We start from the raw sequence: 25,962 nt of genomic DNA on the forward strand, positions 1-25,962 counted from the left end.
GCTCGGCTGTGTCTTTTAAAGAGGGGTTTTAATGTCAACTTTCGACCGTCTTTCCGCCTATCAGCCCTATGGGCTGGCTGCGCTCAGAATCATCACCGCGCTGCTGTTCATCGAACACGGCACGATGAAGCTTTTCGGCTTCCCGGCTTCGCAGATGTCGGGCTCGTTGCCGCCGTTGATGCTGTTCGCCGCCCTTCTCGAGCTTGTCGGCGGCATCCTCATTCTCGTCGGCCTACTGACGCGTCCGGTCGCCTTCCTGCTGGCCGGCGAAATGGCGGTCGCCTATTTCATGGCGCATGCCCCGAGCAGCTTCTTCCCGGCCGTCAACCAGGGCGACGCCGCGATCCTGTTCTGCTTCGTTTTCCTCTACCTGGTCTTCTCCGGTCCCGGCGCTTTTGCCGTCGATAACCGCAAGACAGCCTGAACGATACACTGAGGGGCGTCGGTGACGCCCCTCAGCTTCATGTCAGGCAGTAAGCTTGAGGCCGGCGATGCCGGCGACGATCAGCGTGATGCAGGCAAGGCGGGAGACACTTGCCTCATCGCCAAGCAGCCAGATTCCGAGGAATACGGTGCCGACCGTGCCGATGCCGGTCCAGACCGCATAGGCGGTGCCGATCGGCAGGTGCTTCACCGCCAGGCCGAGCAGCACGATGCTGATCACCATCGATATGACGGTCAGTGCCGTCGGCATCGGCCGTGTGAAACCCTCGGTATATTTAAGGCCGATCGCCCAGCCACATTCGAAAAGACCGGCGAGAAAAAGCAGAAACCAGGCCATGCGACTCTCCTTGCTCAAGAGCGAGGCCGTCCCCGCGACAGTTGCATCCCAGAGGACGCCGCAGTCGTCTGCGATAACGCCTATATGCGTGAGGAAACGGCCGACTTCAAGTTAGGAATCGGCATGGCTGCCATGCCACCCGTTTCTTGCGAGCCTGTGCGAGCCACATCACGGCTGCCCGCCAGCCTCCGCGGCAAGGCTTTTGGCGCGGCGGCAGAGGCGATCGAAGGTTTCGAGGAATCGTGAGCGGTCCTTCGGGCTGAAGGCGGCGTTGTAACCCTTGCTCTCGCCGGTTTCGCGCAAATGCGCGCCGAGATCGCGCATGGCGCTCGCCATGCCGATATTGGTCTCGTCGAAGACGCGCCCGGTGGGGCCGCTGACGAAGGCGCCGGTCGCGACACAGCGCACGGCAAGTGGCACATCGGCGGTGACGACGACATCACCCGCGCCGGCGCGTTCGGCGATCCAGTTGTCGGCGGCGTCGAAGGCGTTGGAGACGATGACGTTGTGGATCATCGGATCGCGCGAGGGGCGCAGGCCGGAATTGGCAACGAAGGTGACTTCGAGGCCGTGACGTTCGGCGACCTTCAGGACTTCCGGCTTCACCGGGCAGGCATCGGCGTCGACATAGATCATGGGAATATCCTCATGCCGGTTGCGTGGCCTGCTGGCGGACCATATCGATATGGGGAATGCCGTCTTCCAGATATTCCTGCGATGTCCCGATAAAACCGAAGGATTCATAGAAGCGCCGCAGATGGGCCTGCGCCGACAAGGCGATGGCATTTGCCGGATAAAGCTGCTCACAGGCGGTGATCGCTTCGCTCATCAATGCATCGCCCAGACGCTTGCCGCGATGGGCAGGCGAGACGACCACGCGACCGATCTTCGACGCATCCTGCGGCTCATGCGGTTTCAGGATCCGCGCCGAGGCCAGCAGCTCGGCGCCCTCCAGCAGCCGAATATGCAGGGCATCGATATCCTTGCCGTCGAGTTCCGGATAGGGGCAGTTCTGCTCGACGACGAAGACATCGACGCGCATTCTCAGGAGATCGTAGAGTTCCCGCGCGGAGAACTCGTCGAGACCCTTGATGTCGGTTGTGTAGGTAGTCGGAGCCATCAATGGAGAACCATGCTGGGAATGCTCTCGCCGGAATGCATGAGCTCAAGGTTTTCCGTATATGTACGACGGGACGGCTGACTTCAAGCGAGGAATGGCGGGTTGATCTGCTCCTGCCTCCGAGGAAGTCTTCTGTCAGGCAAATTGCATGATCACGGCATCGACGGCCAGGCTTTCGCCGGCCGCAGCATTGATCTTCGAGACGACGAGATCACGGTCGGCGCGCAGCACGTTTTCCATCTTCATCGCTTCGACGATCGCAAGCGTCTCACCGGCCTTGACCTCCTGGCCCTCGGCCACCGCGATGGCGACGACGAGGCCGGGCATCGGGCAGAGCAGGAGCTTGGAAGTATCGGGCGGCAGCTTCACCGGCATCAGCCTGTCGAGTTCGGCATGACGCGGCGAAAAGACCTTGGTCGTCACCGAAAGCCCCTGCCAGTCGATACGCAAGCCGTTCAGAACGGGGCGAATCTGCGCGGTGATGTCGCGACCGCCGACCTTGCCGTTCCAGACAGGGTCGCCCGGTCTCCAATCGGTGACAACATTCTGGCTCCCGCCCTCGATCGCCCCATCGATCGCGATATCCATATCGAAGGGGATGGTGACGAGGCCGTCGAGCAATCTTGCCGTGACGTGGTTGTCGCCGATCTTGACCACCCAATCCTCGCGCAGCGCGCCCGCTGCGGCGCGCAGGCGATCGGCGAAACGTTCGCGGCGGTTCGTCTCGATCAGCGAGGCGGAAAGCGCGATGCCGGCAAGCACGGCTTCTTCCGCCCGGTCCGGTTTCATCGGCGCAAAGCCATCGGGATATTCCTCGGCGATGAAGCCTGTGGAAAGCCGGCCCTCGCGCCAGCGCGGATGTTTCATCAGCGCCGACAGGAAAGGAACATTGTGCTCGATGCCATCGACGACGAAGCCGTCGAGCGCCTGACCCATGGCCTCGATCGCTTCCAGCCGCGTCGGCGCCCAGGTGCAGAGTTTGGCGATCATGGGGTCGTAATACATCGAAATCTCCGCACCTTCGAAGACGCCGGTATCGTTGCGGACGACGACATTGCCGGTCCGTCCTTCCGCTGGCGGCCGGTAGCGCGTCAGGCGGCCGATCGAGGGCAGGAAGTTGCGATAGGGATCCTCGGCATAGAGCCGGCTCTCGACCGCCCAGCCGTCAAGCCTGATATCCTCCTGGGCAAAGGGAAGGGGTTCTCCCGCTGCGACACGGATCATCTGCTCGACGAGGTCGATACCGGTGATGAGTTCGGTCACGGGATGCTCGACCTGCAGGCGGGTGTTCATTTCGAGGAAGTAGAAATTGCGGTCCCGGTCGACGATGAATTCGACGGTGCCGGCGCTCTGGTAATCGACGGCTCTCGCCAGCGCCACCGATTGTTCGCCCATCGCCTTGCGGGTCGCTTCGTCGAGGAAGGGCGAGGGCGCCTCTTCCGCCACCTTCTGGTTCCGCCGCTGAATCGAGCATTCTCGCTCGCCGAGATAGACGATGTTGCCATGCGCATCGGCCAGGACCTGGATCTCGATATGGCGCGGCTCGACCACGAACTTCTCGATGAAGACGCGGTCGTCGCCGAACGAGCTTTTCGCCTCCGAGCGGGCACGCTCGAAGCCGTCGCGCACTTCCGCCTCGTTCCAGGCAATGCGCATGCCCTTGCCGCCGCCGCCGGCCGAGGCCTTGATCATGACGGGATAACCGATCCCGCCCGATATCACTTCCGCATGGGCGGCATCCTCGATGATGCCGAGGTGGCCGGGCACGGTGGATACACCGGCTGCATTGGCGAATTTCTTCGATTCGATCTTGTCGCCCATCGCCATGATGGCTTTCGGCTTCGGGCCGATGAAGATGATGCCCTGTTTTTCCAGTTCAGCGCAGAAGGAGGCGCGTTCGGACAGGAAGCCGTAGCCGGGATGCACTGCCTCGGCGCCGGTTGCCTTGCAGGCGGCAATGATCTTTTCCGCAACCAGATAACTCTCCGATGCCGCGGCCGGGCCGATATGCACAGCCTCGTCGGCCATCTCGACATGCAGCGCGTCCCGATCCGCATCCGAATAGACCGCGACGGTCAAAATGCCCATGCGGCGCGCAGTCTTGATCACGCGGCAGGCGATTTCGCCGCGATTCGCGATCAGGATTTTCTTGAACATCGAGACTCCACCCAGAAATGCATCCCGGAGTTTTACGCACAAAACACCGGAACGCACAATCAGGCTTGCGGAGCGTCAGGCCACGGCAGCTTCTGCGACGGGTTCCTCGTCGACGATGCGCAGCCAGCGGCTGCGCCGCGGCTCGGCATAGTCGCGCAGCTCGACGGCAGCCATGATCCCCGCCCAGTGCGGATGATTGGCGCCGCGCAGCGTTGCCTGCTCGATCTGCTGGAGAACGCCGTATTCGACCGACGAGACCGGGATGGTGCCGCCTTCGGCGACGCTTCTGAAGATGCGCATCGCATAGTCGATGTCCTGGCGGGTGATGCCCCTGCGATCGATGGCGCGCGACAGCTTGTAGCCACCGATATTGTCGGTGATCGCCAGGCGGAGCTGATCGAGGGCGAGCGCTCTCAACTCGACTGGGACATCGGCCGAAATCTCCATGACGTGGAGAATGAGCTCGAGTTCGAGCGCCGAGTTGACGACACCATCGGTCGTGAACATGCGCATGATCCAGGCGACGTTGATTTCATCCAGCGAGCCCTGCGGATAGGTGTAATGGACGATGAAACCGGCGAGCTGCTCCACGAAGAAAGCGTTCCAGTCGGCACATTTTTCAGGGCAGGAATTATTGAGCGCCAACATCGCCACGACATCGTCGGATGTCCGGATACCCTCCGGAAAACTGTGTTTGCGCAACAGTACTATATCTTCGGCCGTCAGCCGATGCTTGCCGGCCACGACACAGGCCGGAAAAGCGAGACGAAATTCGCTCATGTTTTAACTCCAGGCTTCATCATGAAACCGGAGACAGTTTTACCGTCTGCGAATTGACGATCCCTCAAGAAGAGGAGTTAACCCGATATTCCCGAGGTCAGGAAGATCTTAACGATTGCGCCTGCAGCCGCTCGCGCCAGATGATGAAGAGGCCTGACGCAACGATGATGAAGATGCCGATCCATTTGGAAAAGCTCGGGAAATCGTTGAATAGCGCATAGCCGAGAACGGTCGCCGAGATGATCTCGAAGTACTGGAATGGCGCAAGCAGCGACAAGGGCGCGAGACGAAAAGCCCGGACGACGAGCATATGCGCATATCCCGAGATCGAGCCAAGGGCGAGAAGCAGGACAAGGCCGAGGCTGGAGGAGGGCAGAGAGACGGCAAAATCGGCATTGCCGGAACTGTTGCCGAGGAAAAGGGCGGCCGCCATGAACACTGTTCCGCCGATGCCGGCCATCGTCTGCATGGTCAGCGGCGAATCGGCCTCGCCGATGGCGCGGTTGAGGAAGAGATAGAGCGAGAACAGAAAGGCGCAGGCGACCGGTAGCAGCGCCTTCAGGCCGAAAATCTCGTAGCTCGGCTGAATGACGATCATCGCGCCGCCGAAACCGACGACAATCGCCGTCCAGCGCCGCCAGCCGACCTTCTCTCCGAGAAACAGCGCCGACAGGGCGGTCAGCATGAAGGGCTCGACGAAATAGATGGCGAAGACATCGGCAAGCGGCATGTATTTGACGGCGACGAAGAAAAGCAGGCTCGCACCACCATGCAGCGCACCGCGCAACAGGTTCATCCACGGCCGTTGCGCCGAAAGCGCCTTCAGGCCGAAAAGGGCGAAAAGAATCGGCAGGGTGCAGGCGATCTGGAAGAAGAATCGATAGAAGGTCACCTGACCCGGCGACATCGCTTCGAAGGTCGCCATGTATTTGGCGATGGCATCCATGATCGGCAGGATGAGCATGGCGCCGGACATGATGGCCATGCCCTGCAGGGAATTTTGATGGGGCTCTGACATGGCTGCTGATTCTTGCGAGGATGACGCCATCAACCACGGGAAGGCCGGGCAATCAAGCCGAGCAATCGCGAATGGCTTCGAGGTGAAAACGAAATCGTCGCTTAGAGAGCGTTTCCCTGAAGGGAAAATGGTGCGGTCGAGAAGACTCGAACTTCCACGGGTTGCCCCACAGCGACCTCAACGCTGCGCGTCTACCAATTCCGCCACGACCGCATCGTGGTAGGTGCCGATTTGCGTCGGCGGGGCAGCATGTAGCAAAAGCATCTGGGGTGCACAAGGGCGATATGACAGTTTTTTTGAAAACCGCTCACAGCATTTGAATTGGCCCCGAAACGGGTCCATATAGCTGTGCTGCCGCCCCTTTTTTCTGGCATTTCGGGAGAGCGGCAAGGAATGGCCATGCTTCGAACCGATCTCGAATTTTCCATGCTTCCCCAACTCGGAACCCGGCCGGTACGCTGGCGCATCGCCGACGGTCTCGTTCCCTATGAGGAGGCGGTGGAGACGATGGAGCGCGAGGTGGCGATAATCGCCGATGGCGGTGATGAACTCGTCTGGCTCGTCGAACATCCGCCGCTCTATACCGCCGGCACCAGCGCCAATGCGAGGGACCTCGTCCAGCCGAACCGGTTTCCGGTCTTTGCGACCGGGCGTGGCGGTGAATACACCTATCATGGACCCGGCCAGCGCGTCGCTTATGTCATGCTCGATCTGAAGAGGCGGCGTCAGGACGTGCGCGCCTTCGTCGCCGCTCTCGAAGATGTCGTCATCCGCACGCTGGACATGATGAATGTGCGCGGGGAGCGACGTGAAGATCGCGTCGGCGTCTGGGTGCGCCGGCTGGAAAAGCCGTTGCTGGCCGATGGGACGATGGCCGAGGACAAGATCGCCGCCCTCGGCATAAGGCTGCGGAAATGGGTGACCTTCCACGGACTGTCGCTCAACGTCGACCCCGATCTCGATCATTTCGACGGCATCGTGCCCTGCGGGATATCAGCCTATGGCGTGACCAGCCTCGTCGATCTGGGCCTGCCTGTGATGATGGCTGATGTCGATATCCGGCTGCGCGCCGCCTTCGAAGCGGTTTTCGGCGAAACGACGGGCGAAACCTGACGCTTTAGGGAACCGCTCGCCGGGCATGTAGAGATGGATTGAAAAGAGAAGGGCCGATTTCCGGCCCTTTCTTTTATCGAATCCCGGTCTTTTATGGATCAATGCGTCGCGCGGCATGCTTCGGTGCGGGAGGCGCCGCTGTCTGCACCCTTGGTGTGGGAGCCCTTGGGGCCAATCATGCTGTGGCATGGGGGCAGGGAGTTGATGCTGGCCGTTGCGGTCTTGTCGACGACAGGAGACGCCATGGCGCTCGGGGCGAAGCCGTCGCTGTCGTTGGTGTAGTCGCTGGAATAGGCCGGGGCCTTGCGGCTGCTGTAGTGGACAGGAGCGGGCTTCGACATCGGGCTCGGGGCGAAGCCGTCGCTGTCGTTGGTGTAATCGCTGGAATAGGTCGGCTGTGCGAAGGCAGCGCCTGCAAGGCTGACGGCGAACAGGGACGCGGCAAGGGCAAATTTGATGCGCATGGGTCTATCTCCTCAATCTGCTGTTGAACTCGACAACATAAACTCACCCTCGGCACACACGAGTTCGCGCCCCAATTCAGGCAATTTTGTGATAATATGGCGACGCAGCCGCGACCATTTGTCCGAATGAAATCACAGTGTTGTCAACGGAATTGACGTTCTCGTGACAGAAGCCGCCTAACAGAAATTGGCAATTGGTCTCGTGAATAAGACAGTTGTTGCTACAATCGTAAATTGTTAACTTTTGGTAATGTTGAGAACGATCATCAACGGAAGGCGGCAGCCCTCCCGTTGATGATTTGCGCTGTGCGTAATGCGTTAGTCCTCGTTCGGGATATGCGCGTCAACACCGGTCAGCTGCAACTTGTTGCGGACATGATGGACGCCGTCGACCGAAAGCGCGCCGAGTTCGACCTTGCGGGCGATGCCGATCGTTTCCACCGATCCTTTCAGGGTGACGACGTGACCGTCTGCGTGAACCTCGATGCTGTCGATATCAACCTCGGGAATGTTTTCGAGATTGTCGTTCACCCGCGCTTCGAGGTCGTCGCTTTCACCGCGGTCGATTGTATCTGCGCGCAGCGAATCTTTCAGGCGGTTCTCGTTGCCGTCTTCATCCGTGCCATCTATCCGGAAGCCCTTGTTGGGATCGCTGTCGAAATTGGCCGTGGTCTCGCCGTAAGGACGATTATCCGGACCGCCGGTGTCTGCGCCGCTGCCATCGGCATAGGGCCAGCCTTCGTCGAGATTGCGCTCTTCGAGGTCGCGATAATCTTCCTCCCGGGAAAGCTCAGGCTTCTCCCGGGAAAACTGGGTCTTGTCACCGATCCTTGCCATTGCACTCGCTCCTTGTTTCTTTGCTGGAAACGCCGGCAGCGGCGAATGGTTCGGTGCAGACGGCGATTTGTCAGCCGTGATTGTCAGCCCTGTGCCTTCTCCCATTTCTTCACCAGACGGTCGCGCTTCAGCCGTGAGAGGCGCTGCAGCCAGAAAATGCCGTCGAGCTGGTCGACTTCGTGCTGGATGCAGATGGCGAGGAAATCTTCGGCACCGTCCTCGTGCACCGCGCCCTCGGTATCCTGATAGCGGAAGCGGATCGCCCGTGGGCGCGTGATCTCGTCTGTCGCGCCGGGCATCGAGACGCTACCTTCGGTATGGTTCATCATCTCCTTCGAAAACCAGGTGATATGAGGATTGACGTAAAGGCGCACGCCGTCGGCCTTGTCGAGCTCCAGCACCGTGACACGGCTGAAGACGCCGATATGGGCGGCGGTGATGCCGACGCCGGGGGCTGCGCGCATCGTCGCCAGCAGGTCCTCAGCAAGCGCTGTGAGCGAGGAATCGAAGACCGTCACCGGCGCGCAGACAGTTTTGAGGCCCGGATGCGGATAACGCAGAATCGGACGGATGGGCATGGGGCAGGCTTCCTCTGCTTGGACGGGTGAGGAAACTATCGCCGGCCGCGTGCATTGTCATCACGAAGCACGGTTTGCCGCTTTACGACACGGATGCTTTGGGCTAGCAGGGGCCAAGAATTCCGGCTGCGGGAGCCTCGCGCGGGATTCGCTTATCCGCTTGTTGACAATGTGTTTTCGGCCGACATTTGCGAATGCGGCGCGGCAGTCGTTGAAATTCGAACCAGATGCGAGGGCGGCAGATGACGACGACCGATGGGGAAGACCGCATTCGCAGGCGTCCCGATGACGAGGAAGCCGATATCTACGACGAGGACGGCAATGTCCGCGGCGATTTCCTGGCGCTCGTGGGTGCTGCGATCGCCGACCGCGACACGCTGTTCCTGCGCCAGAACGTTGCCCGCCTGCATGAATCGGAAATAGGCGACCTGCTGGAATCGATCCAGCCGGATCAGCGCCTGGCGCTGGTGCGCCTGCTCGGCGACGATTTCGATATGACGGCGCTGACCGAGGTCGACGAGGCGATCCGCCGCGAAATCGTCGACCAGATGCCGAACGCGCAGATCGCCGCCGCGATCGGTGAGCTCGATTCGGACGATGCCGTCTACATTCTCGAAGACCTCGACAAGGAAGACCGGGAAGAGATCCTCGCCCAGCTGCCGTTCACCGAGCGGGTGCGGCTGCGCCGGGCGCTCGACTATCCCGAAAGCTCGGCCGGGCGCCGCATGCAGACGGAATTCGTCGCCGTGCCGCCGTTCTGGACGGTCGGTCAGACGATCGACTACATGCGCGACGAGGAGGATCTGCCCTATTCCTTCTCGCAGATCTTCGTCATCGATCCGACCTTCAAGCTGCTCGGCGCCGTCGATCTGGACCAGATCCTGCGCACCAAGCGGCAGACGAAGATCGAGCAGATCATGCGTGAGACCAACCATCCGGTTCCGGCCGAGATGGACCAGGAGGAGGCGGCCCAGCTCTTCGAGCAGTACGACCTTCTCTCGGCCGCCGTCGTCGACGAAAACGGCCGGCTGGTCGGCGTGCTGACCATCGATGACGTCGTCGACGTCATCCACGAGGAGGCGGACGAGGACATCAAGCGCCTCGGCGGCGTCGGCGACGAAGAGCTGTCCGACAATGTGCTCTCGACGGTGCGTTCGCGCTTCCTGTGGCTTTTGATCAACCTCGGCACGGCGATGCTGTCGGCCAGCGTCATCGGGCTGTTCGACGGCTCGATCGAGAAGATGATCGCGCTTGCCGTGCTGATGCCGATCGTCGCCTCGATGGGCGGCAATGCCGGCACGCAGACGATGACGGTGACGGTGCGCGCGCTCGCGACCCGCGACCTCGACATCTACAATGCCGGCCGCATCATCCGCAGGGAGGCGGGCGTCGGCATCCTCAACGGCGTCGTCTTCGCGACGATCATGGGCGCGATCGCCGGGACCTGGTTCCACGACTACCAGCTCGGTGGGGTGATTGCGGCGGCGATGATGATTAATCTGATAGCGGCGGCCCTTGCCGGCATCCTGCTGCCGCTGCTGCTCGACAAGATGGGGGCCGACCCGGCGATCGCCTCTTCCGTCTTCGTCACGACGGTGACGGACTGTACCGGCTTCTTCGCCTTTCTTGGTATCGCCACATGGTGGTTCGGCATCTGAACCGCCCAAAAATTGACTATTACGTAAAAGTCAATATTATCGTCTGTCCGACGACGGGGAACACATGCCGGTGAACAAATATTATAGCATAACGGAACTGACGCGCGAATTCGGGGTCTCGACGCGCACGCTCCGCTTCTACGAGGACGAGGGACTGATCCATCCGGAGCGGCGCGGGCGCACGCGTCTGTTCCGGCAAGCCGACCGGCGGCTGATCGGCGAAATCCTGCGCGGCCGGCGCATCGGCTTCACCATCGCGGAGATCCGCGAGATCATCCAGGTTTACAAAGAACCGCCGGGCGAACTCGGCCAGTTGAAGCTCCTGATGAAGCGCGTCGACGAGAAGCGCGACGACCTGCGCCAGAAGCGCAAGGATATCGACGACACGCTGGCGGAACTCGACGCTATCGAAGAGACCTGCCTCGGCCGCCTTGCCGAAATCGGCGTCACCACCTGATCACGCGCCGTATTGTCGGTGAACTCATTCAGCCTCGGCGCTGCATTCGGCAGCGATCGTCTGGACCCGCTCGTCGTTCTGTATATCGATCGCGCCCTCCTGCAGCGGCGTGAACAGGGCTTGCGCCTGCAATTTCCCCAGCGTGCATTGGCAGAAGCTGTGGCAGAGCGCTTCGCCTTGCTGCATGACGCAAGAGGCGTTGCATTGCCTTAGGTAAGTTGCGACCGGATCCGGCGCCTGCGGCGCGACGACGAGCGAAATCCCATAGGCGATGGCGATCAATATCGGCTGATGGATCAGATAGAAGGCAAGGCTGTGGCGGCCGAGCCTTGCCGGCCACCAGGAGCCGGTGCCGACGGCGGCAAGCCGGTGCAGCAGCCTGGTTCTGAGGGCGATCGAGGCAATACTCAATCCGGCGAAGAAGGGCGTTGCCCAGGGAAACAGCGGCACATAGTCGTTGGACCGTTCCGGCGCCACGGCAAGGCCGATCCAGGCGAGATAGCGCGGATCGAAGAAGGATGAGCGAAGCAGGCCGGGTGGCCCGAAATTATCGGTGATCCAGGCGGCAAAGAGCGCGAGCGTGGCGATGAGCGTGAAGGCGAGCGGCAGTCTCAAGAAAACGACGCCAATGAGCGTGAGCACCGCGATACAATGCAGGATGCCGAAATAGATCCATTCGTTCGGCATCGCGATGCGCGTGGCGATCGAGATCACCGCGGCTGCCGCGGCGATCATGCCGAAGCGCTTCCAGAAGGAGGGCCAGCGAATCTCGGGCTTGCTCGACAGCACCAGGCTGATGCCGACGATGAAGAGAAAGGTCGTGGCGATCGCTCGGGCATAGATCTTCAGCCAGCCGGTCTCGGCCGTGCCTGGCGCGAGATAGCCCATGAACTCCATGTCCCAGCTGAAATGGTAGCTCGCCATGGCGATCAGCGCGACGCCGCGCGCCGTATCCAATAGACCGATGCGCGGCGGTTTTGCCGCCGCATCGGCTTCCCTTGCCGGCAATGTCATCAAAGTCCCTCGGACAAATCATTTCCGTCGCTCGACGGCCTATCGCGGCGAATAGCAGAAAGGTGGAGATTTGATGGCGGGCCGGTATCCATGATCGCCAGTCGCGCCTGCGAGAAAAATTGCCGGCGTGTCAGCACGAAGATGACGATCGCCGTCGTCAGCATGAAGACATAGGGGTTGATGAACCAGCCGAGATAGCCGATCGACAGGAAGATCGCCCTGAGGCCCTCGTTGAAATTGCTGCCGGCAATGACGTTCATGCGGATGACGCGTTCGGCGGCCCGCTCGGCGGCGATGATGTCGCGCTCGGTGTCACGCATCATCGGGATCGAGCCGAAGAGGATGGTGCAGTAGTTGAACAGCCGGTAGGACCAGCCGAATTTGAAGAAGGCATAGCCGAAAAGTGCTGCCAGGCCACCGACCTTCATCTCGAAGACGGCATGGCCGCCATGGAAGACGAAGGGCAGGTCGGCGAAGACGGCGTCGACCTTCTCCGTCGCGCCGAGCAAAGCAAAGCAGCTGCCGATCGCGAAGATCGAAGTCGAAGCGAAGAAGGCGGTGCCGTTCTGCAGGCCGGCCATGATCTGCGTGTCGATCATCTTCAGGTCGCGGCGCAGCGAATTGTAGATCCATTCCCGGCGCCGTTCGGTCATCGCATGGGTCAGGCTGGTGCGCCCGAAGAAGGTACGGCCATGCAGCAGCCAGGAATAGCCCATCCAGACAAAGGCAAAGAAAGCCAGAGCGATATAATCCGCCGTCGTCATCAGTGATTCAGTCTCCGCATGAACGCGGCCACTATGCCGCAAGTCGGATTATGCCGCATGGCCGAGTTCGGCGGCTTTACGCGGGCTTTCGGCCATGCGGCAGTTCGGCATAATCGAGCCGTCGGGAAACGACAAGGCTTGGTGGATAGCCGACCGGCATCTTCTGGAACGAACGACAGCAATGCGGTCATCCGTCAGCTTGCGGATTCGGGGCGGCGACCCAAAGAAAGAAAGGCGCTACCCCTCCAGCGCCTCAATCATCCCCACCCGCGTCGCATGCCGGCCGCCCTCGAAACGAGCGGTCAGGAACGCATCCACGATATCGAGTGCCAGCCCTTCGCCGACTACGCGCACGCCAATCGAAAGCATGTTGGCATCGTTGTGCTGGCGGATCATGCGGGCCGAGAAAGTGTCGACGCACACGCCGCAACGGATGCCCTTTACCTTGTTCGCCGCCATCATGATGCCCTGGCCGGTGCCGCATAGAATGATGCCAAACCGACAATCGCCGGAGGCGACGAGCCGCGCCGCCGCTTCACCGTGCTTGGGATAGTGTGTGCTCTCCGGCGTTGTCGGTCCGATATCGACCGCTATCCAGCCTTGCGCCGCGATATGACCGGCAATGGCCTGCCGGAGCTGAATGGCGGCGTGGTCGCTGGAGAGGGCGATGCGGTTGGTGGCTGGCATGGAGAAGTGGTCCCGTTTTCCAAAGCAATTTTTCGTTCTGACGATGCACGCTGGCGCGAGGCCAGTCTAGAGGCGCACCAGCAGGGCGCCGCGTTAACCGCTTTTAAAGTCGTGATGGCCAATTCTTCAGGACTGAACCTGAACTCCGAATTCAAAAGTGACCCATGAGTCGGCCGGATTACATCCCGAGTCTTGATGGCCTGCGCGGTGTCGCTGCGCTTCTGGTCGTTGGAGCCCATGTTGGCCTTGTTTTTCCGATCACAGCTCCGCATCTCGTGACGATGGGCGACGAAGCTGTCGGTTTGTTTTTTGCTCTCAGCGGCTTCCTGATGGCTCATCTCTACGGCTCACGGCCGGTCACGAGAGAAAATGTGCTGGATTTTCTTGTGAGCCGCTTTGCCCGCATCTATCCGGTTTACCTGGTGGCCGTCGTTCTCGTAGCGATGCTGTCGAGCATGCAAAATCTGGATTTTGTTCAGCCGATCGCTGGCGGCACGGATTTTGTGCGCCATGTCTTTCTTCTCGGCTCGAGTGGTGTTTTCTGGTCGATACCACCCGAGATCCAATTCTATCTGCTCTTTCCCGTCCTGTGGCTCTGCTTGGCCCAGCCGCACCGCTATAGCGGCATGATTGTCGGCCTCACGGTGGCCGTCGTCGTGGATGGCCTGGTTGAATTGCCAGGCCCGGGAATAGTGCTCGTCTCCAAGCTTCCTTACTTTCTTTTCGGCGCACTTGCCGGGATCATGCATTCCTACTGGAACAGCTGGATTCCATCTGCCCTCACAGGCATTTCAACGCTTTTCCTTCTGGCGGTGTTTTTCACTTACCGGCATATCTTCCCCGGCTTTTCCCCGGAATTTTGGAGCCTGCAAAGTGCCGTGGCCGCAGCCGTCATTGTCGGGCTCGTCGCTCGACAGCCTCCCATCGCAACCCGTGTCCTGGCAGCTGCACCAGTACGGTTTTTCGGAAAGATCAGTTTTTCACTTTACCTTTTCCATGTCCCCACCATGTTCCTGGCGCGTTTGACCTTTGATGCCTTGATGCCCGAACCGGCGCTCATCGTGGTGACGCTTTGCGTTGCGGTCGTCGGGGCATGGTTCATCCATGAGACGATAGAGGTTCCAGGCCGGCGGCTGCTGGTCCTGATATGGCAGGATAATCGCTGGCGTCTGGTTTCGCGCGAAACTCCGGCCGACCAAATGGACCGCGCAATTCTCGACCTGCAGGAGATCGAAAAGCGCCTGCTGCGCGGGGCAACGTCAACCATGGACGATCAACGACAAATCTCGACGACGCCCGAACCCCGGGATGGCGCCGACGGCACGGTCATTCAAGATGAACGCGACGAGAAGCGTCGCGCATAGCTCAGCTAAGCTCTTGGGCGAGTCCGATGAGAAGCCCTCCAGGCCCGCGGATGTAGCAGAGCCGATAGGTGTCTTGATAGTCCACGACTTCGCCGACGAGCTGCGCGCCGCGCTTGCTGAGCCTCTCAAGCGTCTCGTCGATGTCATCAAGGGCGAACATGACGCGGAGGTAGCCTAGAGCGTTCACCGGGGCATTACGGTGATCCGCAACGGCAGGCGGCCTGAGGAAGCGGGAGAGCTCGAGCCGGCTGTGGCCATCAGGCGTGCGCATCATGGCAATCTCGACGTGCTGATCGCCCAGTCCAGTGACACGTCCAGCCCATTCTCCTTCGATCATGGCCCGCCCTTCGAGCTCGAGGCCGAGGTCGCGAAAGAAATCAATCGTCTCTTCGAGGTCATCGACGACGATTCCCACGTTGTCCATCCGTTTGAGCGCCATGTGTCCAATCTCCCAATCTGCAAGGTGTCGTCTAGCATCGACGTCAGCAGGACATTGGGAGTCGGGGCAGACTGTCAAGATAAGGCTACCAGTTCTTCCGCCGCATAGGTTTCATTGAATGCAGCAATGAGTGGCAAGGCGGACCACTTGGTTTAGGGCATGACCCCGAAAATCGGATTCGATTTTCGGGAAGGATTATGCGCACACTCAAAGTGCCTGCGCGTCCTATTGGACACGCGGCGCTCCAGTGTGCAGCCGGAATGTCGCACCGGCTCCATGCGATGTCGGTGTGCTGCACGGATTCGAAACCGACCTCGCTTAAGCTTGCATCCTCGTATTCAGAAGGCGCACCCATGTTTCTCTCGGTATTCGATGTCTTCAAGATTGGTGTCGGGCCGTCGAGCTCACACACGATGGGTCCGATGTCGGCGGCCAACCGGTTTCTCGAGCTGATCCTCTCGAACGAATGGCCGCGGCCGTCATCTGGCGCGCAGGTCACAGCCATCAAGGTCAGCCTGCACGGCTCACTCGCCCATACCGGTATCGGCCACGGCACGGGCAGGGCTGTCATTCTCGGGCTGATGGGCGAGGCGCCCGACAGCGTCGATCCCGACAAGATGGACGGCATCGTCGACACGGTGGAGCGCACCGGCCGCATCACGCCGGAGGGCCATCCCGCCTATCAATTCCAGCCGAAAATCGACCTGATCTTCGACAAGAAACAGCCGCTGCCCGGCCATGCCAACGGCATGGTCTTTTCCGCCTATGACAGGGACGGCCGGCTGCTCGTCAAGCGCATCTATTATTCGGTCGGCGGCGGCTTCGTCGTCACCGACACCGAGCTGGAGCAGATGCGGGCGAAGAAGAACGCGCCCGGCGGCACGCGTGTGCCCTATCCCTTCTCCACCGCCAAGCAGATGCTCGAGATGGCGGAGCGCTCGGGGTTGTCGATCGCCCAGATGAAACGGGCGAACGAGGAGAGCCAGCGCAGCCAAGAGGCACTCGACCAGGGGCTTGACCGCATCTGGGAGGCGATGCGCTCCTGCATCGAGCGCGGCCTCAAGGTCGAGGGCATCATGCCGGGAGGCCTCAACGTCAAGCGGCGCGCGCGCAGGATTCACGACAAGCTGGAAGAGGAATGGCGCAGCAACCGCATCAACCCGCTGCTCGCCAACGACTGGCTGAGCGTCTATGCGATGGCCGTCAACGAAGAGAATGCGGCCGGCGGGCGCGTCGTCACGGCGCCGACCAACGGGGCGGCCGGCGTCATTCCGGCGACGATCCGCTATTACGAGCATTTCCACGAGGACTGGGACCAGAACGGCATCCGCGACTATCTGCTGACGGCAGCCGCCATCGGCGGCATCATCAAGCACAATGCCTCGATCTCGGGCGCCGAGGTCGGCTGTCAGGGCGAAGTGGGGTCGGCGGCGGCGATGGCTGCCGCGGGCCTTGCCGCGGTCATGGGCGGGACGCCGGAGCAGATCGAGAACGCCGCCGAAATCGCACTCGAACATCATCTCGGCATGACCTGCGATCCGATCGCGGGCCTCGTGCAGGTTCCCTGCATCGAGCGCAATGCGCTCGGCGCCGTCAAGGCCGTCACGGCGGCCTCGCTCGCCATCAAGGGCGACGGCCAGCATTTCGTGCCGCTCGATGCCTGTATCGAGACCATGCGCCAGACCGGGCATGATATGAGCGAGAAATACAAGGAAACCTCGACCGGGGGACTCGCCGTCAACGTCGTCGAATGCTGAGTTTGTGGATGCCGGATGCTTGGTGCTTGACGCTCGCTGCCAAAAAGATTTCAACGGCAGCATGGCATTGCATCTCATCAAACTCTGTGTCGGCGCCGACTCGATAGACGACCTGCGCGAATGGGTGGCGGAACGCTCGCTGCGCGCCATCGCCGCCGGGCTCGAGCCGCATTCGGTGCATACGACGCGCATGGCGCCGAAGCGTATGGAGGAACTGCTTGACGGCGGCTCGCTCTACTGGGTGATCAAGGGGCAGGTGCAGGCCCGGCAGAAGCTGCTCGACATCGAGACCTTCACCGACGGCGAGGGGATTTCGCGCTGCCGCCTGATGCTCGGCCCGGAGGTCATAGAGACGGCCGTACAGCCGAAACGTCCCTTCCAGGGCTGGCGTTATTACACTGAGGACGACGTGCCGCGCGACCTGACAAGCCTCGGCGCCGGCATTGCCGAAATGCCCGCGGATCTCCGCCGCGAGCTTACGGACCTTGGTCTGCTCTAATCCCCGAAAATCGGAGCCGATTTCCGGAAAGGTTCATGTGTGGATTGAACGTCCTCCGCGCGGCCTTTCGGGCGCGCGGTCCTGTGCAGTTCAGCGCAGGCGCAACTGCACCGGCGCGCTGCCGTCCGGCGAGGTCACATGCAGATGGATGCGGGCTTCAGGCTGGGAATAGCGCCAGGCGCGTGCACCATGGCACAGCAGCAGATTGATGAGATCCCGGGTCTTCGGAGACTTCGCCTTCGGCCGTTGCAGGCCGATCTCGGCGAGGCGCAAAGCCGCCTCGTGCAGCGGATGCAGAGATGAGCGCCCCTTGGCCGCCATGCGACGGTCTGAAGGCATTCCCGGAACATTCTCATTGATCGCCATTGTTTTCCCCGTACGCAATACTGATCGAGTTCAAGAACGGTGGCCGGAAACGCAAACACCGATTCCGGCCGTCACCGATGCCGCCGGCCATCTTGCAGGCAGCATCGAATAGCTCATTGGGCAGCCGCCCAGCACTTGATGCCGGCCTTCTTCAAGGCCTTGCAGGCGTTGACGGCATCGCGCTGATCATCGAAGCCGCCGAAGCGGGCGCGGTAAAGCTGGTCACCACCAGCGGCGTAGGCGACCGCGAAAGGTTTTGCCGAGGCCAATGCCTTGCCGCCCTTGCTCTTGGCGCCCTCCAGGAGGTCCATGGCCATCTGCCGGCTCGGCGAGACGCCGACTTGCACCACCCAGCCGGTCGGACCGTTGCTGGTTGAAGCAGCACGAGTCGGGGAGGGAGTGGTCGACGCAGTGGTGAGGTTATCGACCGACGTCTCGCCCTGTTCCGTCGGCATAGATGCGGGCGTCGGCTTTGGTGCGGCGACCGCTGCCTGCTGCTTGAAGGTCATGGTCTTGACCTTGGTCGGCGCCGGCATCGGCTGGGCTACCAGCGGATTGTCGGAATTCGGCGCAGCGGTCTCGGCATAGGCGACCTCGGTCTCGGCGACCTGATAGCGCGCATCCGGCAGCGGGCCTTTGTGCGGCAGGCTGAGATCGGCAGCGGCTGCCGAAACCGGCGGCTGGGCTGCGGTGATGGTCTTCGCCATTTGCTGAGCCTTCTTGGGCTGGACCGGAGCCGGCGTCACGATCATCGCCGGGGCAGGGGCTGCCTGGGCGATCAGCGCCGACGATCCGCCACGGCTCGATGCCTTCGGCAGATAGGTGGCGATCAGATTGCGCATCTGGGCATCGCGGGCAGGCGTCGAGGCGCCACCCATCACGACGCCGACGATCGTTTTGCCATCGACCTGCACCGAGCTGACCAGATTGAAACCGGCAGCCCGCGTGTAACCGGTCTTGATGCCGTCGACGCCGCGCACTGAACCGACCAGGCGGTTGTGGCTGCGGATCGTCCGGCTGCCGAACTTGAAGGCACGGGTAGAGAAATAGCCGTAATATTGCGGGAAATGCTGGCGAAGGGCGATGCCGAGGCGGGCCTGGTCGCGCGCTGTCGTCATCTGCGCCGTATTCGGCAGGCCGTTGGCATTGCGATAGGTGGTGCGCGTCATGCCGAGCGCATGCGCCTTGGCGGTCATCAATTGGGCGAAGCGATCCTCGCTGCCGCCGCCCAGCATCTCGCCGAGCGCCGTTGCCGCATCATTGGCCGACAGGGTGACGAGACCGAGAATGCCCTGCTCGACGGTGATCGTACCGCCGGCGCGGACGCCGAGCTTGGTCGGCGCCTGGGCTGACGCATGGGCGGAGAAGGGAACCGGCGTATCGAGACGGATGCGACCCTGCTCCAATGCCTCGAAGGTCATGTAGAGGGTCATCATCTTGGTCAGGGAGGCGGGGTATTGCAGCCGGTCGGCGTTCTCACTGTAGAGAACGTTGCCGGTCTTGGCGTCGACGACGATGCCTGCATATTTCGGATTTGCCGCTTCCGCGTCGGCATTCACCGAATCGACCACAACGATCGTGATGGCCACCGAAAGGACCGCCAGCAGCCTTGCGAAAAAACTGCCGGATCGGGACGATGATACGGAGGAGACTGACCTTGACACTATTCCACTCTTCGCTTGCATTTCAGATATTTGGCACTTCAGTTTTTGGCAGGAACCGCACACCTCCCGCCGCACAGCTCGTCTTCTAAAATTACCGGTTGGGCGTTACCAATCCGTTTATGATGAATCCTTTATTTCGCTGTCCGGAGAGCATTTTAGGGACTTGTCGCAGAACGGTTCACAAGACGCGCGTCTACAAAGGTGCGGATAGCGGCATCAATATGTTCCCAGTCGTCGAGATGGCTGCTTGAGAAGCGGTAGAGAACGCTGAGATCTCGACCGACTTTGATATCGCGCTGACAATCTCCGCCCGCTGCCTTATCCGGGGCTGACGGCAATATGCAGCGCACGACGTAATCCGGCCCGCCCTTGACGGGCGCCGTCAGCAGCACCTCGTCGCCGTAACCCGCATCGGCGCGAAGACGGTGCAGCGTCAGCCCGTCGCGGAAGGGCTCCGCAGGTCCTTCGAGCAGATGCGAATAGATCGGCTCCAGCCGCCCGGACATGTCGCGCGACATGGTGCTCTGGGTGATCTGCAGGAAGATCAGTCCGGAGGATTGAGCGATATCGTCGAATCGTAGGTGATTTTCCTTGCCGTAACCCTGCATTTCAGGCCAGGCGAGGTAGAGATCGACGCGCTCGGCGGCGCCTTCATGCCTTTGACTCGGGAAACGGATGACATTCTCGGGGAATTTCACGGTGTCGCGGCCGATGGCCAGCTGGATTTCCACCGTGCTGTCGGTGTTGCCGGCAAGCGAGATATGCTGGCCGAACCAACGGCCGCCGATGCTGATGGCAACAGTCAGGACCGCCATGACTGAGATCACCGCCATCGTGCGGAGGAGAAACCCCATGGAAAGAAGCGGCTGCTCGTCGGGTGCGCTGTGCGCGGCATGGCTCATGGCGGTTCTTCGCGTTTCGGTCCGCCGCAGGAAGAACATGAGCCGCCGGTGCCGATGATGATTCTCATCGCGATGATCTGACCGGCAGGGTTAATAATTCGCTAAGATGCTGGTGGGCTAAGCCCCGAAAGGGGGCGAGCCGTTCCCGGGACAGCGGGAACGGCTCTTGGGCACCGGTCGGGGACGGGATGCGGGGACTGACCGGGCCGCAGGCAACAACCGGCAATGGCCGGCAGGCTGTTCTTACTTGACGCTACCGACTGCGACAGCGCGGCCGTCCTGAAGCTTCGACCAGCGGGCCGGATCGTCGGCGGACTGGCGCTTCAGATAGGTGTATTCGGTGTCCGACCACAGCAGAACCTTGTTGCGCATGTTGTCGAGAATGAAGTCGCCATGATCGGTACGAACAGTCAGCACGGCATGGCCTTCGCCATTCGGCTGCAGCACGACTGTTATCAGCGTGTCGGACGGCGAGAAACCGTCGTCGATCAGCATCTTGCGCTTCAGCAGGGCGTAATCCTCGCAGTCGCCTACGGTGCGCGGATAGGCCCAGCGCTCCTCGACCCCGTAGATCTGCTCATCCGTCATCGGCTGGATCGTCGAATTGACAGTGTAGTTGACCTTGAGAATTTCCTTCCAGCGATCCTCTGTGAGAATGGCCGGTCCGGCATCGCCGCCGACTTCGACACATTCCGTCGGATTCGCCTTGCAGAATTCGTAGTGTCCGATCGGCGGGCTGGCATTGCCTGCCAGGGCCATGCTGGCGGGCATCGCCTGTCCCGAACCCGCCATTGCCATCATGATGGCACCGGCCAGAAGGCCGCCTTTCAGGATGTTCGCAGTTGTCATTGCCGTCTCCCCGTAAGTTGAGGTGACAATGGCACAGACGTTTTTATCTCACGCAAAATTACGTAATATAATTAAAGGCTTAGTTGATTCAAATGCCGAGAAAACTCGACTAAAAACAGATTCGAATGCGCATAAAATTTGACGCGGATTTGTCTTGAAATCGATTAAAATTGTAATCGACGCAACAAGGCTTTCGCCCGCGAAAACGCTGCGTTGCCGTCCTGATGTTAAGGATTTTCGTTGAGCCGGGTAAATCTCAGCAGTGTGCTGGCGATCTGCGGCAGCGCGTAGCCGACCGGCGATGCCGCCGGAATGGGCCGATTCGGCTGGTTCAAAAGCAGAATATCGCTTAGATCGCCGATCCGGGCGGGAAAATTATTTTTGAGGAAAGTCGCGAAATCGATCGGTGGCAGCCACAATCGCCGCGCTCATATCGGGATTTGCGGTGGAATGGGCAGCATGCGGAAGGATGGTGAGCTCGCTTTGCGGCCAGGCGCGGGCCAGTTCCCAGGCGGTGACGAGCGGCGCCTCGATGTCGAGCCTTCCCTGCAGCAGGATACCGGGAATGCCGATGAGCCGAGCGGCGTTCTTCAAGAGCTGGCCGTCCTCCAGCCAGGCGCCATTGCTGAAGTAATGGGTGATGATGCGGGCGCGCGTGAGCATATAGGCCGGATCGGCCCAGCGGCGTGGCAGGCCTTGGGGATCGGCAAGCAGAATCGAGGCCGCCTCCCAATCATGCCAGTCACGCGCCGCCTTGAAGCGCGTTTCCGGATCCGGATCGTTGAGAAGACGATGATAGGCGGCGACGATGTCCTCGTCTCGTCCTTGGCTGTCTGCGGGAATCACCTGGCGGAAACGGTGCCATTCCTCCGGAAAGAGTGGCGCCATGCCGCGACAGAGCCAGTCGATTTCCGAACGCCGGGTGGTGGTCACGCCTGACAGGACGATCGCTGCGACGCGCTCCGGATGGGTTTCGGCATAGGCCAGCGCCAGTGTCGAACCCCAGGAATTGCCGAAAAGGAGCCAGCTGTCGATGCCGAGTCAGCTCTTTATCCCGAAATCGAACCCCATGATCATGGTCAGCTCGATACGGGCGACGGCAATCTGATCTATTGGGAGGTCTGCGGCAATCCGGCGGGCAGGCCGGCGCTGGTGCTGCATGGCGGGCCGGGCTCCGGCTGCTCGACCGCGGCGCGGAGCTATTTCGATCCCGACGCCTACCGAATCATTCTGTTCGATCAGCGCAATTGCGGCCGCAGCCTGCCGAGTGCTGCCGATCCTAAAACCGATCTCTCCGTCAATACCACCTGGCATCTCGTTGCGGACATCGAGCGGCTGCAGGCCCATCTCGGACGCGCCTCTCGAATTAAGGCGGGCCTTATCCGTCATATCCGTGACGAATGGATGACGACGGGCGAGGGCAGGGCATTCCCGGACGCAAAATCACTGCACAATTTTGCGCAACCTTATTGCGTGCCGATCGGTGTCGCAGCTTGTTCCACTCATAATGTTGTCTAACGACTGGGTGGAACGACTTGCGACAGGATTTCGCGGCTTCTTTCCAAAGCCAGATTCGTTGCCGCTTGCAAATCTCCTGCCGTGAAGGGCGGGCGTTTTCAACGCGACCTGACCGGGTGCGCACCGGAGGGCAGCGTCATTTCAGCAGCTGTTAAAGGAATTCGCGCAGCGTCTCGCGGGACTGGATCGACAGGAATTCGATCGCCACGCCTTCGACGAAGTGGCGCACGACGCGACCACGCATATTGCCGAGGCGCACGGCCGTTCCGATCGAAGGGCGCATCTCGACGTCGACGGCAGCGCCCGACAGCGAAAGGTCCATGATGCGGCAGGAATAACGCGTGCCGTCCTCGAGCGTCAGCTCGGTCTTCGTGTCGCGTGGCGTCAGACGGTCGTGGCGGCGATCCTCGGGCAGGCCGAGCTCGTGCTTGTTGGCAAGCCAGGTGAGCTGGGCCGCGAGCTTCTCGCGCTTCCGGTCGGTGGCATTGATCGACATGGTGAAACCGCGGCCATCGATCGTCTGGACATAGCCTTCGACGCGGCCGAGATGGTCAATATAGGCGACGACGCGTTCGTTGGCGCGCGGCCGGCCGAGGCAGGTGACGTACATATCGCCAGGCGACATGTCGATCACCATGCATTCGAATTCCTCGTAGTTCGCAAGCATCAGCCGGCCCTGCATGTTGATGGGCACGCGCTGAAAAACGCCCTGTTCAGGGCGCGGCGCAGGTCGTTGCGTCTGAGCTGGCTGGAACGAGTGCATCAAAGGGCTTCTTCATGAAAATCGCAGAGACCGATCTTTACCCACAATCCATTAACAGAAGGTTGTTTTGCCCGATCCCCATATAGCGGAAAACGAGTATGCCGGATGTGCCGAAATGGGATTGTCAGCGCGCCTCCGCGCTCAGCAGCTGCGACACCATGCGGCGCATGACCTGGCCGAAATGGATGCTTTTGCCAGCGACGATCCTATTGATGGGGCGCGGTTCGGTCGGTGCTGCCTTGTCGAATTTTTCGGGCAGCAGGCGGCTGCGGTCGAGCGCCAGGAATTCGAGCGGCACGATCTCCAGCCAGCTCGCGGCCGCTGCCGGCGCGATCGCGCCGAGCAAACGGTCGCAGGCGCCGTCCGGCGAACGCAGCGGCATCATGATAATCTCGAAGGAGGCCTGATGACCGACAGTGCTGTAGCCGGTGGCGTTGAACAGGGCCGGCATGGCGTGGTCCATGACGCCCATCGCCGTGCGTTCGATGTCCGCGAGCTGACCATTTGCCCAGAGAGACGAAAAACGTTCGCCGCGCAGGTCACGCCCAAAGAGATCACAGATGCGGGTGCCGGCGAGCCGGAAACCGATGTCTCCGCCCTCGCGCTTCTCAAGAATGAACAGACTTTGGAGCAGGTGGGGGACGGCGGAGGGTTCGACCTGTGATTTCAGCGGCGCATCGGCAGCGCCGCGGATACGGTTCCAGTAGTCAAAAATTTCGATGGTCGTTTGCACACGCATTTCACACCAACCTGTCCCATTCCGGAGCATTTTCGGGCAGTCATTGCCCTTACAGGCTCTACCTTGCGGATTTCATGCCAGATCCCGGCGGTTAAGGTTAAGAGATGGTTTCGGTTGAGATGCAGTGCCCGTCGTGACACTGTCCTGCCATCGCTTCGACTTTCGAAGTTCAGCACAACCTGCCCGGGCCGAGGTCTTTCCTGGAGCTCCCGGTACGCCGTCCGGCCCTTCGGACGGCTTTTTTTTTGACAGTCGCTCCTGTATGGCTGTGGCCTCAACGAGGCAAAACACAGATGAATGAGCAGACGGCCGAGCCGCATAAGGCGCCCGAACCTCCCGAGGTCCAGCCGCCGGCACGGCGACCGCGCGAACCGGTCTTCAACCTTCCGCCGGCGCTGTTCTTCAGCCTTTGCCTGCTTGGTGTCATTTATGCGGTGCAGGAACTCCTGCTCTCCGACGATGCGATGAACTGGCTGTTCTTCACCTTCGGCTTCGTTCCCGCCCGCTATGTGATTCCGCTGTCGCAGCAGGGGCCGGAACTGTTCTGGACGCCCGTCACCTATTCGCTGCTGCACGGCAGCGTCCAGCATATCCTCTTCAACGCCTTCTGGCTGATGGCCTTCGGCGCGCCGGTCGTGCGCCGCATCGGGACGCTGCGTTTCGTGCTCTTCTGGGTTTTTTCCGCCGTCGCATCCGCCATTCTGCACGCGGCCCTGAACTGGGGAGACGTGTCGCTGCTGATCGGTGCGTCGGGCGTCATCTCCGGGCTGATGGGGGCCGCCTGCCGATTCGCCTTTCCGGCCGAACGGCGGCCGATGCTGCCAGCGCATCTCAATCCCCGGCTTTCCATCGTCGAGGCGCTGAAGAGCCGCACCGTCATCATCTTCATGCTGCTCTGGCTGGTCGGCAATGCGTTAATCGCTGTCGGCATCCCGCTCGTCGGCGACAGCGACCAGGCGATTGCCTGGGACGCGCATATCGGCGGCTTCGTCTTCGGCTTCCTGCTGTTTTCGCTGTTCGACCGGGCGCCGCGCCCGCCGGTGATGGAACCTGACGGAACCGAGAAGGATGTGTTGCAATCCTGAGCCGGGCAGTGCACCATCGACCTATATCCGTGCCGGGGGGAGAAACCGCCGCGGATGCCTGTGACAAGTGTTTCACGGACATAGGAGGTTCGAATGACCAGTTCAGTCAAAGCAATCCTCGACCTGAAGGGCAGGGACGTCGTCACCGCCGGGCCGAACGCCACCGTCGCCGAGGCGGCCGCCATCCTCAGCAAAAAGAAGATCGGCGCCATCGTCGTCGTCGGCATGGAGAACCGGATTTCGGGCATGTTCACCGAGCGCGATCTCGTGCATGCGATCGCCAAACACGGCAAGGAAGGCCTCGACCAACCGCTGGCTCAGGTCATGACCGCAAAGGTCTACCGCTGCCATGAGGAGACGACCGTCAACGAGTTGATGGAACTGATGACCAGCCGACGTTTCCGTCACGTGCCGGTGGAAAGCAACGGCAAGCTTGCCGGCATCATCTCGATCGGGGACGTGGTGAAATCGCGTATCGCCGAAGTGGAGCGTGAGGCCGAGGAAATCAAGGCCTATATCGCCGGCTGAGGTTTTCGCGTGCTTCGCTAGACTAGTCTCGTCGTCCCAAACCGCCACGCGCTTTTGGACG

Annotated in this window: 28 protein-coding genes, 1 tRNA gene and 2 pseudogenes; 10 read left to right on the forward strand and 21 right to left on the reverse strand. The window is 61.1% G+C overall.

Going from position 1 to position 25,962, the window contains the following annotated elements; all coding sequences use genetic code 11:
• Positions 1-31 precede the first annotated feature (31 nt).
• A complete protein-coding gene (locus G9X67_RS11900; RefSeq protein ID WP_003539944.1) occupies positions 32-424 on the forward strand; it encodes a DoxX family protein in 393 nt (130 codons plus the stop codon).
• A 42-nt stretch (positions 425-466) separates the two neighbouring features.
• On the opposite strand, the gene sugE is transcribed toward G9X67_RS11900, so the two are convergent.
• The 7 genes from sugE to G9X67_RS11935 form a co-directional block, all read right to left on the reverse strand.
• Positions 467-781 carry a quaternary ammonium compound efflux SMR transporter SugE gene (gene sugE / locus G9X67_RS11905; protein WP_027667501.1) on the reverse strand — a complete coding sequence of 105 codons (315 nt, stop codon included), beginning with the start codon at positions 779-781 and terminating at the stop codon, positions 467-469.
• 168 nt (positions 782-949) lie between these two features.
• Positions 950-1,417 carry a YaiI/YqxD family protein gene (locus tag G9X67_RS11910; RefSeq protein ID WP_003539940.1) on the reverse strand — a complete coding sequence of 156 codons (468 nt, stop codon included), beginning with the start codon at positions 1,415-1,417 and terminating at the stop codon, positions 950-952.
• 10 nt (positions 1,418-1,427) lie between these two features.
• Positions 1,428-1,901 (reverse strand): GNAT family N-acetyltransferase, encoded by a 474-nt coding sequence (locus G9X67_RS11915; protein ID WP_138329359.1) that lies wholly within the window; start codon positions 1,899-1,901, stop codon positions 1,428-1,430.
• A 135-nt stretch (positions 1,902-2,036) separates the two neighbouring features.
• Positions 2,037-4,058 carry an acetyl/propionyl/methylcrotonyl-CoA carboxylase subunit alpha gene (locus G9X67_RS11920; protein ID WP_138329360.1) on the reverse strand — a complete coding sequence of 674 codons (2,022 nt, stop codon included), beginning with the start codon at positions 4,056-4,058 and terminating at the stop codon, positions 2,037-2,039.
• 75 nt (positions 4,059-4,133) lie between these two features.
• Complete coding sequence (locus tag G9X67_RS11925) at positions 4,134-4,838, reverse strand: hypothetical protein (protein WP_064648181.1); 705 nt, start codon at positions 4,836-4,838, stop codon at positions 4,134-4,136.
• Positions 4,839-4,935: 97 nt separating this feature from the next.
• Positions 4,936-5,886 carry a DMT family transporter gene (locus tag G9X67_RS11930; RefSeq protein WP_171598747.1) on the reverse strand — a complete coding sequence of 317 codons (951 nt, stop codon included), beginning with the start codon at positions 5,884-5,886 and terminating at the stop codon, positions 4,936-4,938.
• Between the two features lie 98 nt (positions 5,887-5,984).
• Positions 5,985-6,069 (reverse strand) — tRNA-Leu (locus tag G9X67_RS11935).
• Positions 6,070-6,249: 180 nt separating this feature from the next.
• On the opposite strand from G9X67_RS11935, the gene lipB reads away from it, so the two are divergent.
• The gene (gene lipB, locus G9X67_RS11940) at positions 6,250-6,969 is read left to right on the forward strand and encodes a lipoyl(octanoyl) transferase LipB (protein ID WP_062944327.1); all 720 of its coding nucleotides are present in this window, start codon (positions 6,250-6,252) and stop codon (positions 6,967-6,969) included.
• A 98-nt stretch (positions 6,970-7,067) separates the two neighbouring features.
• Here lipB and G9X67_RS11945 read toward each other — a convergent pair whose 3' ends face one another.
• The 3 genes from G9X67_RS11945 to G9X67_RS11955 form a co-directional block, all read right to left on the reverse strand.
• Positions 7,068-7,433, reverse strand: a complete 366-nt coding sequence (locus G9X67_RS11945; protein WP_138329362.1) for a hypothetical protein — start codon at positions 7,431-7,433, stop codon at positions 7,068-7,070.
• 318 nt (positions 7,434-7,751) lie between these two features.
• Positions 7,752-8,270, reverse strand: a complete 519-nt coding sequence (locus G9X67_RS11950; protein WP_138329363.1) for a BON domain-containing protein — start codon at positions 8,268-8,270, stop codon at positions 7,752-7,754.
• A gap of 83 nt (positions 8,271-8,353) precedes the next feature.
• Positions 8,354-8,848, reverse strand: a complete 495-nt coding sequence (locus G9X67_RS11955; RefSeq protein ID WP_138329364.1) for a peptide deformylase — start codon at positions 8,846-8,848, stop codon at positions 8,354-8,356.
• Positions 8,849-9,090: 242 nt separating this feature from the next.
• Between G9X67_RS11955 and mgtE the strand changes: the two genes are divergently transcribed.
• Together mgtE and G9X67_RS11965 are read left to right on the forward strand one after the other, a co-directional pair.
• Positions 9,091-10,506 carry a magnesium transporter gene (gene mgtE, locus G9X67_RS11960; protein ID WP_138329365.1) on the forward strand — a complete coding sequence of 472 codons (1,416 nt, stop codon included), beginning with the start codon at positions 9,091-9,093 and terminating at the stop codon, positions 10,504-10,506.
• Positions 10,507-10,570: 64 nt separating this feature from the next.
• Positions 10,571-10,963, forward strand: coding sequence for a MerR family DNA-binding transcriptional regulator (locus G9X67_RS11965; protein WP_011652104.1), 393 nt, complete (start codon positions 10,571-10,573; stop codon positions 10,961-10,963).
• Positions 10,964-10,987: 24 nt separating this feature from the next.
• Here G9X67_RS11965 and G9X67_RS11970 read toward each other — a convergent pair whose 3' ends face one another.
• The 3 genes from G9X67_RS11970 to rpiB form a co-directional block, all read right to left on the reverse strand.
• Entirely contained in the window at positions 10,988-11,977 is a 990-nt protein-coding gene (locus tag G9X67_RS11970) for a DUF1624 domain-containing protein (RefSeq protein WP_138329366.1), read from the reverse strand.
• Positions 11,977-12,741: a DUF599 domain-containing protein gene (locus tag G9X67_RS11975; protein WP_003539916.1), complete on the reverse strand. Its 765-nt coding sequence runs from the start codon at positions 12,739-12,741 to the stop codon at positions 11,977-11,979. Before G9X67_RS11975 ends, G9X67_RS11970 begins: the two co-directional genes overlap by 1 nt.
• A 237-nt stretch (positions 12,742-12,978) precedes the next feature.
• Complete coding sequence (gene rpiB, locus G9X67_RS11980; RefSeq protein ID WP_138329367.1) at positions 12,979-13,428, reverse strand: ribose 5-phosphate isomerase B; 450 nt, start codon at positions 13,426-13,428, stop codon at positions 12,979-12,981.
• Between the two features lie 164 nt (positions 13,429-13,592).
• Here rpiB and G9X67_RS11985 point away from each other — a divergent pair, with 164 nt between their 5' ends.
• Positions 13,593-14,792: an acyltransferase gene (locus G9X67_RS11985; protein WP_138329368.1), complete on the forward strand. Its 1,200-nt coding sequence runs from the start codon at positions 13,593-13,595 to the stop codon at positions 14,790-14,792.
• A gap of 1 nt (position 14,793) precedes the next feature.
• Here the strand turns inward: G9X67_RS11985 and G9X67_RS11990 are convergent, their stop codons facing one another.
• Positions 14,794-15,231 (reverse strand): VOC family protein, encoded by a 438-nt coding sequence (locus G9X67_RS11990; RefSeq protein WP_105006097.1) that lies wholly within the window; start codon positions 15,229-15,231, stop codon positions 14,794-14,796.
• 353 nt (positions 15,232-15,584) lie between these two features.
• Here G9X67_RS11990 and G9X67_RS11995 point away from each other — a divergent pair, with 353 nt between their 5' ends.
• Both G9X67_RS11995 and G9X67_RS12000 read left to right on the forward strand, forming a co-directional pair.
• Positions 15,585-16,988 carry an L-serine ammonia-lyase gene (locus G9X67_RS11995; protein WP_138389128.1) on the forward strand — a complete coding sequence of 468 codons (1,404 nt, stop codon included), beginning with the start codon at positions 15,585-15,587 and terminating at the stop codon, positions 16,986-16,988.
• 61 nt (positions 16,989-17,049) lie between these two features.
• Positions 17,050-17,487: a DUF1489 family protein gene (locus tag G9X67_RS12000; RefSeq protein ID WP_003559632.1), complete on the forward strand. Its 438-nt coding sequence runs from the start codon at positions 17,050-17,052 to the stop codon at positions 17,485-17,487.
• 90 nt (positions 17,488-17,577) lie between these two features.
• Here the strand turns inward: G9X67_RS12000 and G9X67_RS12005 are convergent, their stop codons facing one another.
• The 5 genes and pseudogenes from G9X67_RS12005 to G9X67_RS12025 form a co-directional block, all read right to left on the reverse strand.
• Complete coding sequence (locus G9X67_RS12005) at positions 17,578-17,853, reverse strand: hypothetical protein (RefSeq protein ID WP_003539905.1); 276 nt, start codon at positions 17,851-17,853, stop codon at positions 17,578-17,580.
• 113 nt (positions 17,854-17,966) lie between these two features.
• Entirely contained in the window at positions 17,967-19,538 is a 1,572-nt protein-coding gene (locus G9X67_RS12010) for a serine hydrolase (protein ID WP_138389129.1), read from the reverse strand.
• A 134-nt stretch (positions 19,539-19,672) separates the two neighbouring features.
• On the reverse strand, positions 19,673-20,458 hold the full coding sequence (locus tag G9X67_RS12015) for a hypothetical protein (RefSeq protein WP_171598748.1): 786 nt from the start codon (positions 20,456-20,458) through the stop codon (positions 19,673-19,675).
• Positions 20,459-20,662: 204 nt separating this feature from the next.
• Entirely contained in the window at positions 20,663-21,268 is a 606-nt protein-coding gene (locus tag G9X67_RS12020) for a transglutaminase-like cysteine peptidase (RefSeq protein WP_011652094.1), read from the reverse strand.
• Between the two features lie 375 nt (positions 21,269-21,643).
• Positions 21,644-22,321 (reverse strand): annotated as a pseudogene (locus G9X67_RS12025) (alpha/beta fold hydrolase); the annotation flags it as partial.
• A gap of 6 nt (positions 22,322-22,327) precedes the next feature.
• Between G9X67_RS12025 and G9X67_RS12030 the strand changes: the two are divergent.
• Positions 22,328-22,621, forward strand: a pseudogene (locus G9X67_RS12030) (alpha/beta fold hydrolase); the annotation flags it as partial.
• 316 nt (positions 22,622-22,937) lie between these two features.
• Here the strand turns inward: G9X67_RS12030 and G9X67_RS12035 are convergent.
• Complete coding sequence (locus tag G9X67_RS12035; protein WP_003539887.1) at positions 22,938-23,549, reverse strand: PilZ domain-containing protein; 612 nt, start codon at positions 23,547-23,549, stop codon at positions 22,938-22,940.
• A gap of 124 nt (positions 23,550-23,673) precedes the next feature.
• The gene (locus tag G9X67_RS12040; protein ID WP_138329372.1) at positions 23,674-24,318 is read right to left on the reverse strand and encodes a PAS domain-containing protein; all 645 of its coding nucleotides are present in this window, start codon (positions 24,316-24,318) and stop codon (positions 23,674-23,676) included.
• A 263-nt stretch (positions 24,319-24,581) separates the two neighbouring features.
• On the opposite strand from G9X67_RS12040, the gene G9X67_RS12045 reads away from it, so the two are divergent.
• Both G9X67_RS12045 and G9X67_RS12050 read left to right on the forward strand, forming a co-directional pair.
• The gene (locus tag G9X67_RS12045; RefSeq protein WP_171598749.1) at positions 24,582-25,373 is read left to right on the forward strand and encodes a rhomboid family intramembrane serine protease; all 792 of its coding nucleotides are present in this window, start codon (positions 24,582-24,584) and stop codon (positions 25,371-25,373) included.
• A gap of 93 nt (positions 25,374-25,466) precedes the next feature.
• Entirely contained in the window at positions 25,467-25,901 is a 435-nt protein-coding gene (locus G9X67_RS12050) for a CBS domain-containing protein (RefSeq protein WP_025394659.1), read from the forward strand.
• Positions 25,902-25,962 lie beyond the last annotated feature (61 nt).

Source organism: Rhizobium sp. WYCCWR 11152 (assembly GCF_013087615.1).
In the GTDB taxonomy this organism is placed as follows: domain Bacteria; phylum Pseudomonadota; class Alphaproteobacteria; order Rhizobiales; family Rhizobiaceae; genus Rhizobium; species Rhizobium indicum.

What these genes read in the sequence shown, in the direction of transcription:
- rpiB (WP_138329367.1), bottom strand. Translation starts at nt 13,428, where the DNA reads ATGCCAGCCACCAACCGCATCGCCCTCTCCAGCGACCACGCCGCCATT.
- G9X67_RS11900 (WP_003539944.1), top strand. Translation starts at nt 32, where the DNA reads ATGTCAACTTTCGACCGTCTTTCCGCCTATCAGCCCTATGGGCTGGCT.
- G9X67_RS11920 (WP_138329360.1), bottom strand. Translation starts at nt 4,058, where the DNA reads ATGTTCAAGAAAATCCTGATCGCGAATCGCGGCGAAATCGCCTGCCGC.
- G9X67_RS11925 (WP_064648181.1), bottom strand. Translation starts at nt 4,838, where the DNA reads ATGAGCGAATTTCGTCTCGCTTTTCCGGCCTGTGTCGTGGCCGGCAAG.
- G9X67_RS11970 (WP_138329366.1), bottom strand. Translation starts at nt 11,977, where the DNA reads ATGACATTGCCGGCAAGGGAAGCCGATGCGGCGGCAAAACCGCCGCGC.
- G9X67_RS11910 (WP_003539940.1), bottom strand. Translation starts at nt 1,417, where the DNA reads ATGATCTATGTCGACGCCGATGCCTGCCCGGTGAAGCCGGAAGTCCTG.
- G9X67_RS11975 (WP_003539916.1), bottom strand. Translation starts at nt 12,741, where the DNA reads ATGACGACGGCGGATTATATCGCTCTGGCTTTCTTTGCCTTTGTCTGG.
- G9X67_RS11950 (WP_138329363.1), bottom strand. Translation starts at nt 8,270, where the DNA reads ATGGCAAGGATCGGTGACAAGACCCAGTTTTCCCGGGAGAAGCCTGAG.
- G9X67_RS11985 (WP_138329368.1), top strand. Translation starts at nt 13,593, where the DNA reads ATGAGTCGGCCGGATTACATCCCGAGTCTTGATGGCCTGCGCGGTGTC.
- G9X67_RS12020 (WP_011652094.1), bottom strand. Translation starts at nt 21,268, where the DNA reads ATGACAACTGCGAACATCCTGAAAGGCGGCCTTCTGGCCGGTGCCATC.
- G9X67_RS12005 (WP_003539905.1), bottom strand. Translation starts at nt 17,853, where the DNA reads ATGGCGATCAATGAGAATGTTCCGGGAATGCCTTCAGACCGTCGCATG.
- G9X67_RS12000 (WP_003559632.1), top strand. Translation starts at nt 17,050, where the DNA reads ATGGCATTGCATCTCATCAAACTCTGTGTCGGCGCCGACTCGATAGAC.
- sugE (WP_027667501.1), bottom strand. Translation starts at nt 781, where the DNA reads ATGGCCTGGTTTCTGCTTTTTCTCGCCGGTCTTTTCGAATGTGGCTGG.
- G9X67_RS11995 (WP_138389128.1), top strand. Translation starts at nt 15,585, where the DNA reads ATGTTTCTCTCGGTATTCGATGTCTTCAAGATTGGTGTCGGGCCGTCG.
- G9X67_RS12050 (WP_025394659.1), top strand. Translation starts at nt 25,467, where the DNA reads ATGACCAGTTCAGTCAAAGCAATCCTCGACCTGAAGGGCAGGGACGTC.
- G9X67_RS11930 (WP_171598747.1), bottom strand. Translation starts at nt 5,886, where the DNA reads ATGGCGTCATCCTCGCAAGAATCAGCAGCCATGTCAGAGCCCCATCAA.
- G9X67_RS12010 (WP_138389129.1), bottom strand. Translation starts at nt 19,538, where the DNA reads ATGCAAGCGAAGAGTGGAATAGTGTCAAGGTCAGTCTCCTCCGTATCA.
- lipB (WP_062944327.1), top strand. Translation starts at nt 6,250, where the DNA reads ATGGCCATGCTTCGAACCGATCTCGAATTTTCCATGCTTCCCCAACTC.
- G9X67_RS11990 (WP_105006097.1), bottom strand. Translation starts at nt 15,231, where the DNA reads ATGGCGCTCAAACGGATGGACAACGTGGGAATCGTCGTCGATGACCTC.
- G9X67_RS12045 (WP_171598749.1), top strand. Translation starts at nt 24,582, where the DNA reads ATGAATGAGCAGACGGCCGAGCCGCATAAGGCGCCCGAACCTCCCGAG.
- G9X67_RS11955 (WP_138329364.1), bottom strand. Translation starts at nt 8,848, where the DNA reads ATGCCCATCCGTCCGATTCTGCGTTATCCGCATCCGGGCCTCAAAACT.
- G9X67_RS12035 (WP_003539887.1), bottom strand. Translation starts at nt 23,549, where the DNA reads ATGCACTCGTTCCAGCCAGCTCAGACGCAACGACCTGCGCCGCGCCCT.
- G9X67_RS12040 (WP_138329372.1), bottom strand. Translation starts at nt 24,318, where the DNA reads ATGCTCCGGAATGGGACAGGTTGGTGTGAAATGCGTGTGCAAACGACC.
- G9X67_RS11965 (WP_011652104.1), top strand. Translation starts at nt 10,571, where the DNA reads ATGCCGGTGAACAAATATTATAGCATAACGGAACTGACGCGCGAATTC.
- G9X67_RS11915 (WP_138329359.1), bottom strand. Translation starts at nt 1,901, where the DNA reads ATGGCTCCGACTACCTACACAACCGACATCAAGGGTCTCGACGAGTTC.
- G9X67_RS11945 (WP_138329362.1), bottom strand. Translation starts at nt 7,433, where the DNA reads ATGCGCATCAAATTTGCCCTTGCCGCGTCCCTGTTCGCCGTCAGCCTT.
- G9X67_RS12015 (WP_171598748.1), bottom strand. Translation starts at nt 20,458, where the DNA reads ATGTTCTTCCTGCGGCGGACCGAAACGCGAAGAACCGCCATGAGCCAT.
- mgtE (WP_138329365.1), top strand. Translation starts at nt 9,091, where the DNA reads ATGACGACGACCGATGGGGAAGACCGCATTCGCAGGCGTCCCGATGAC.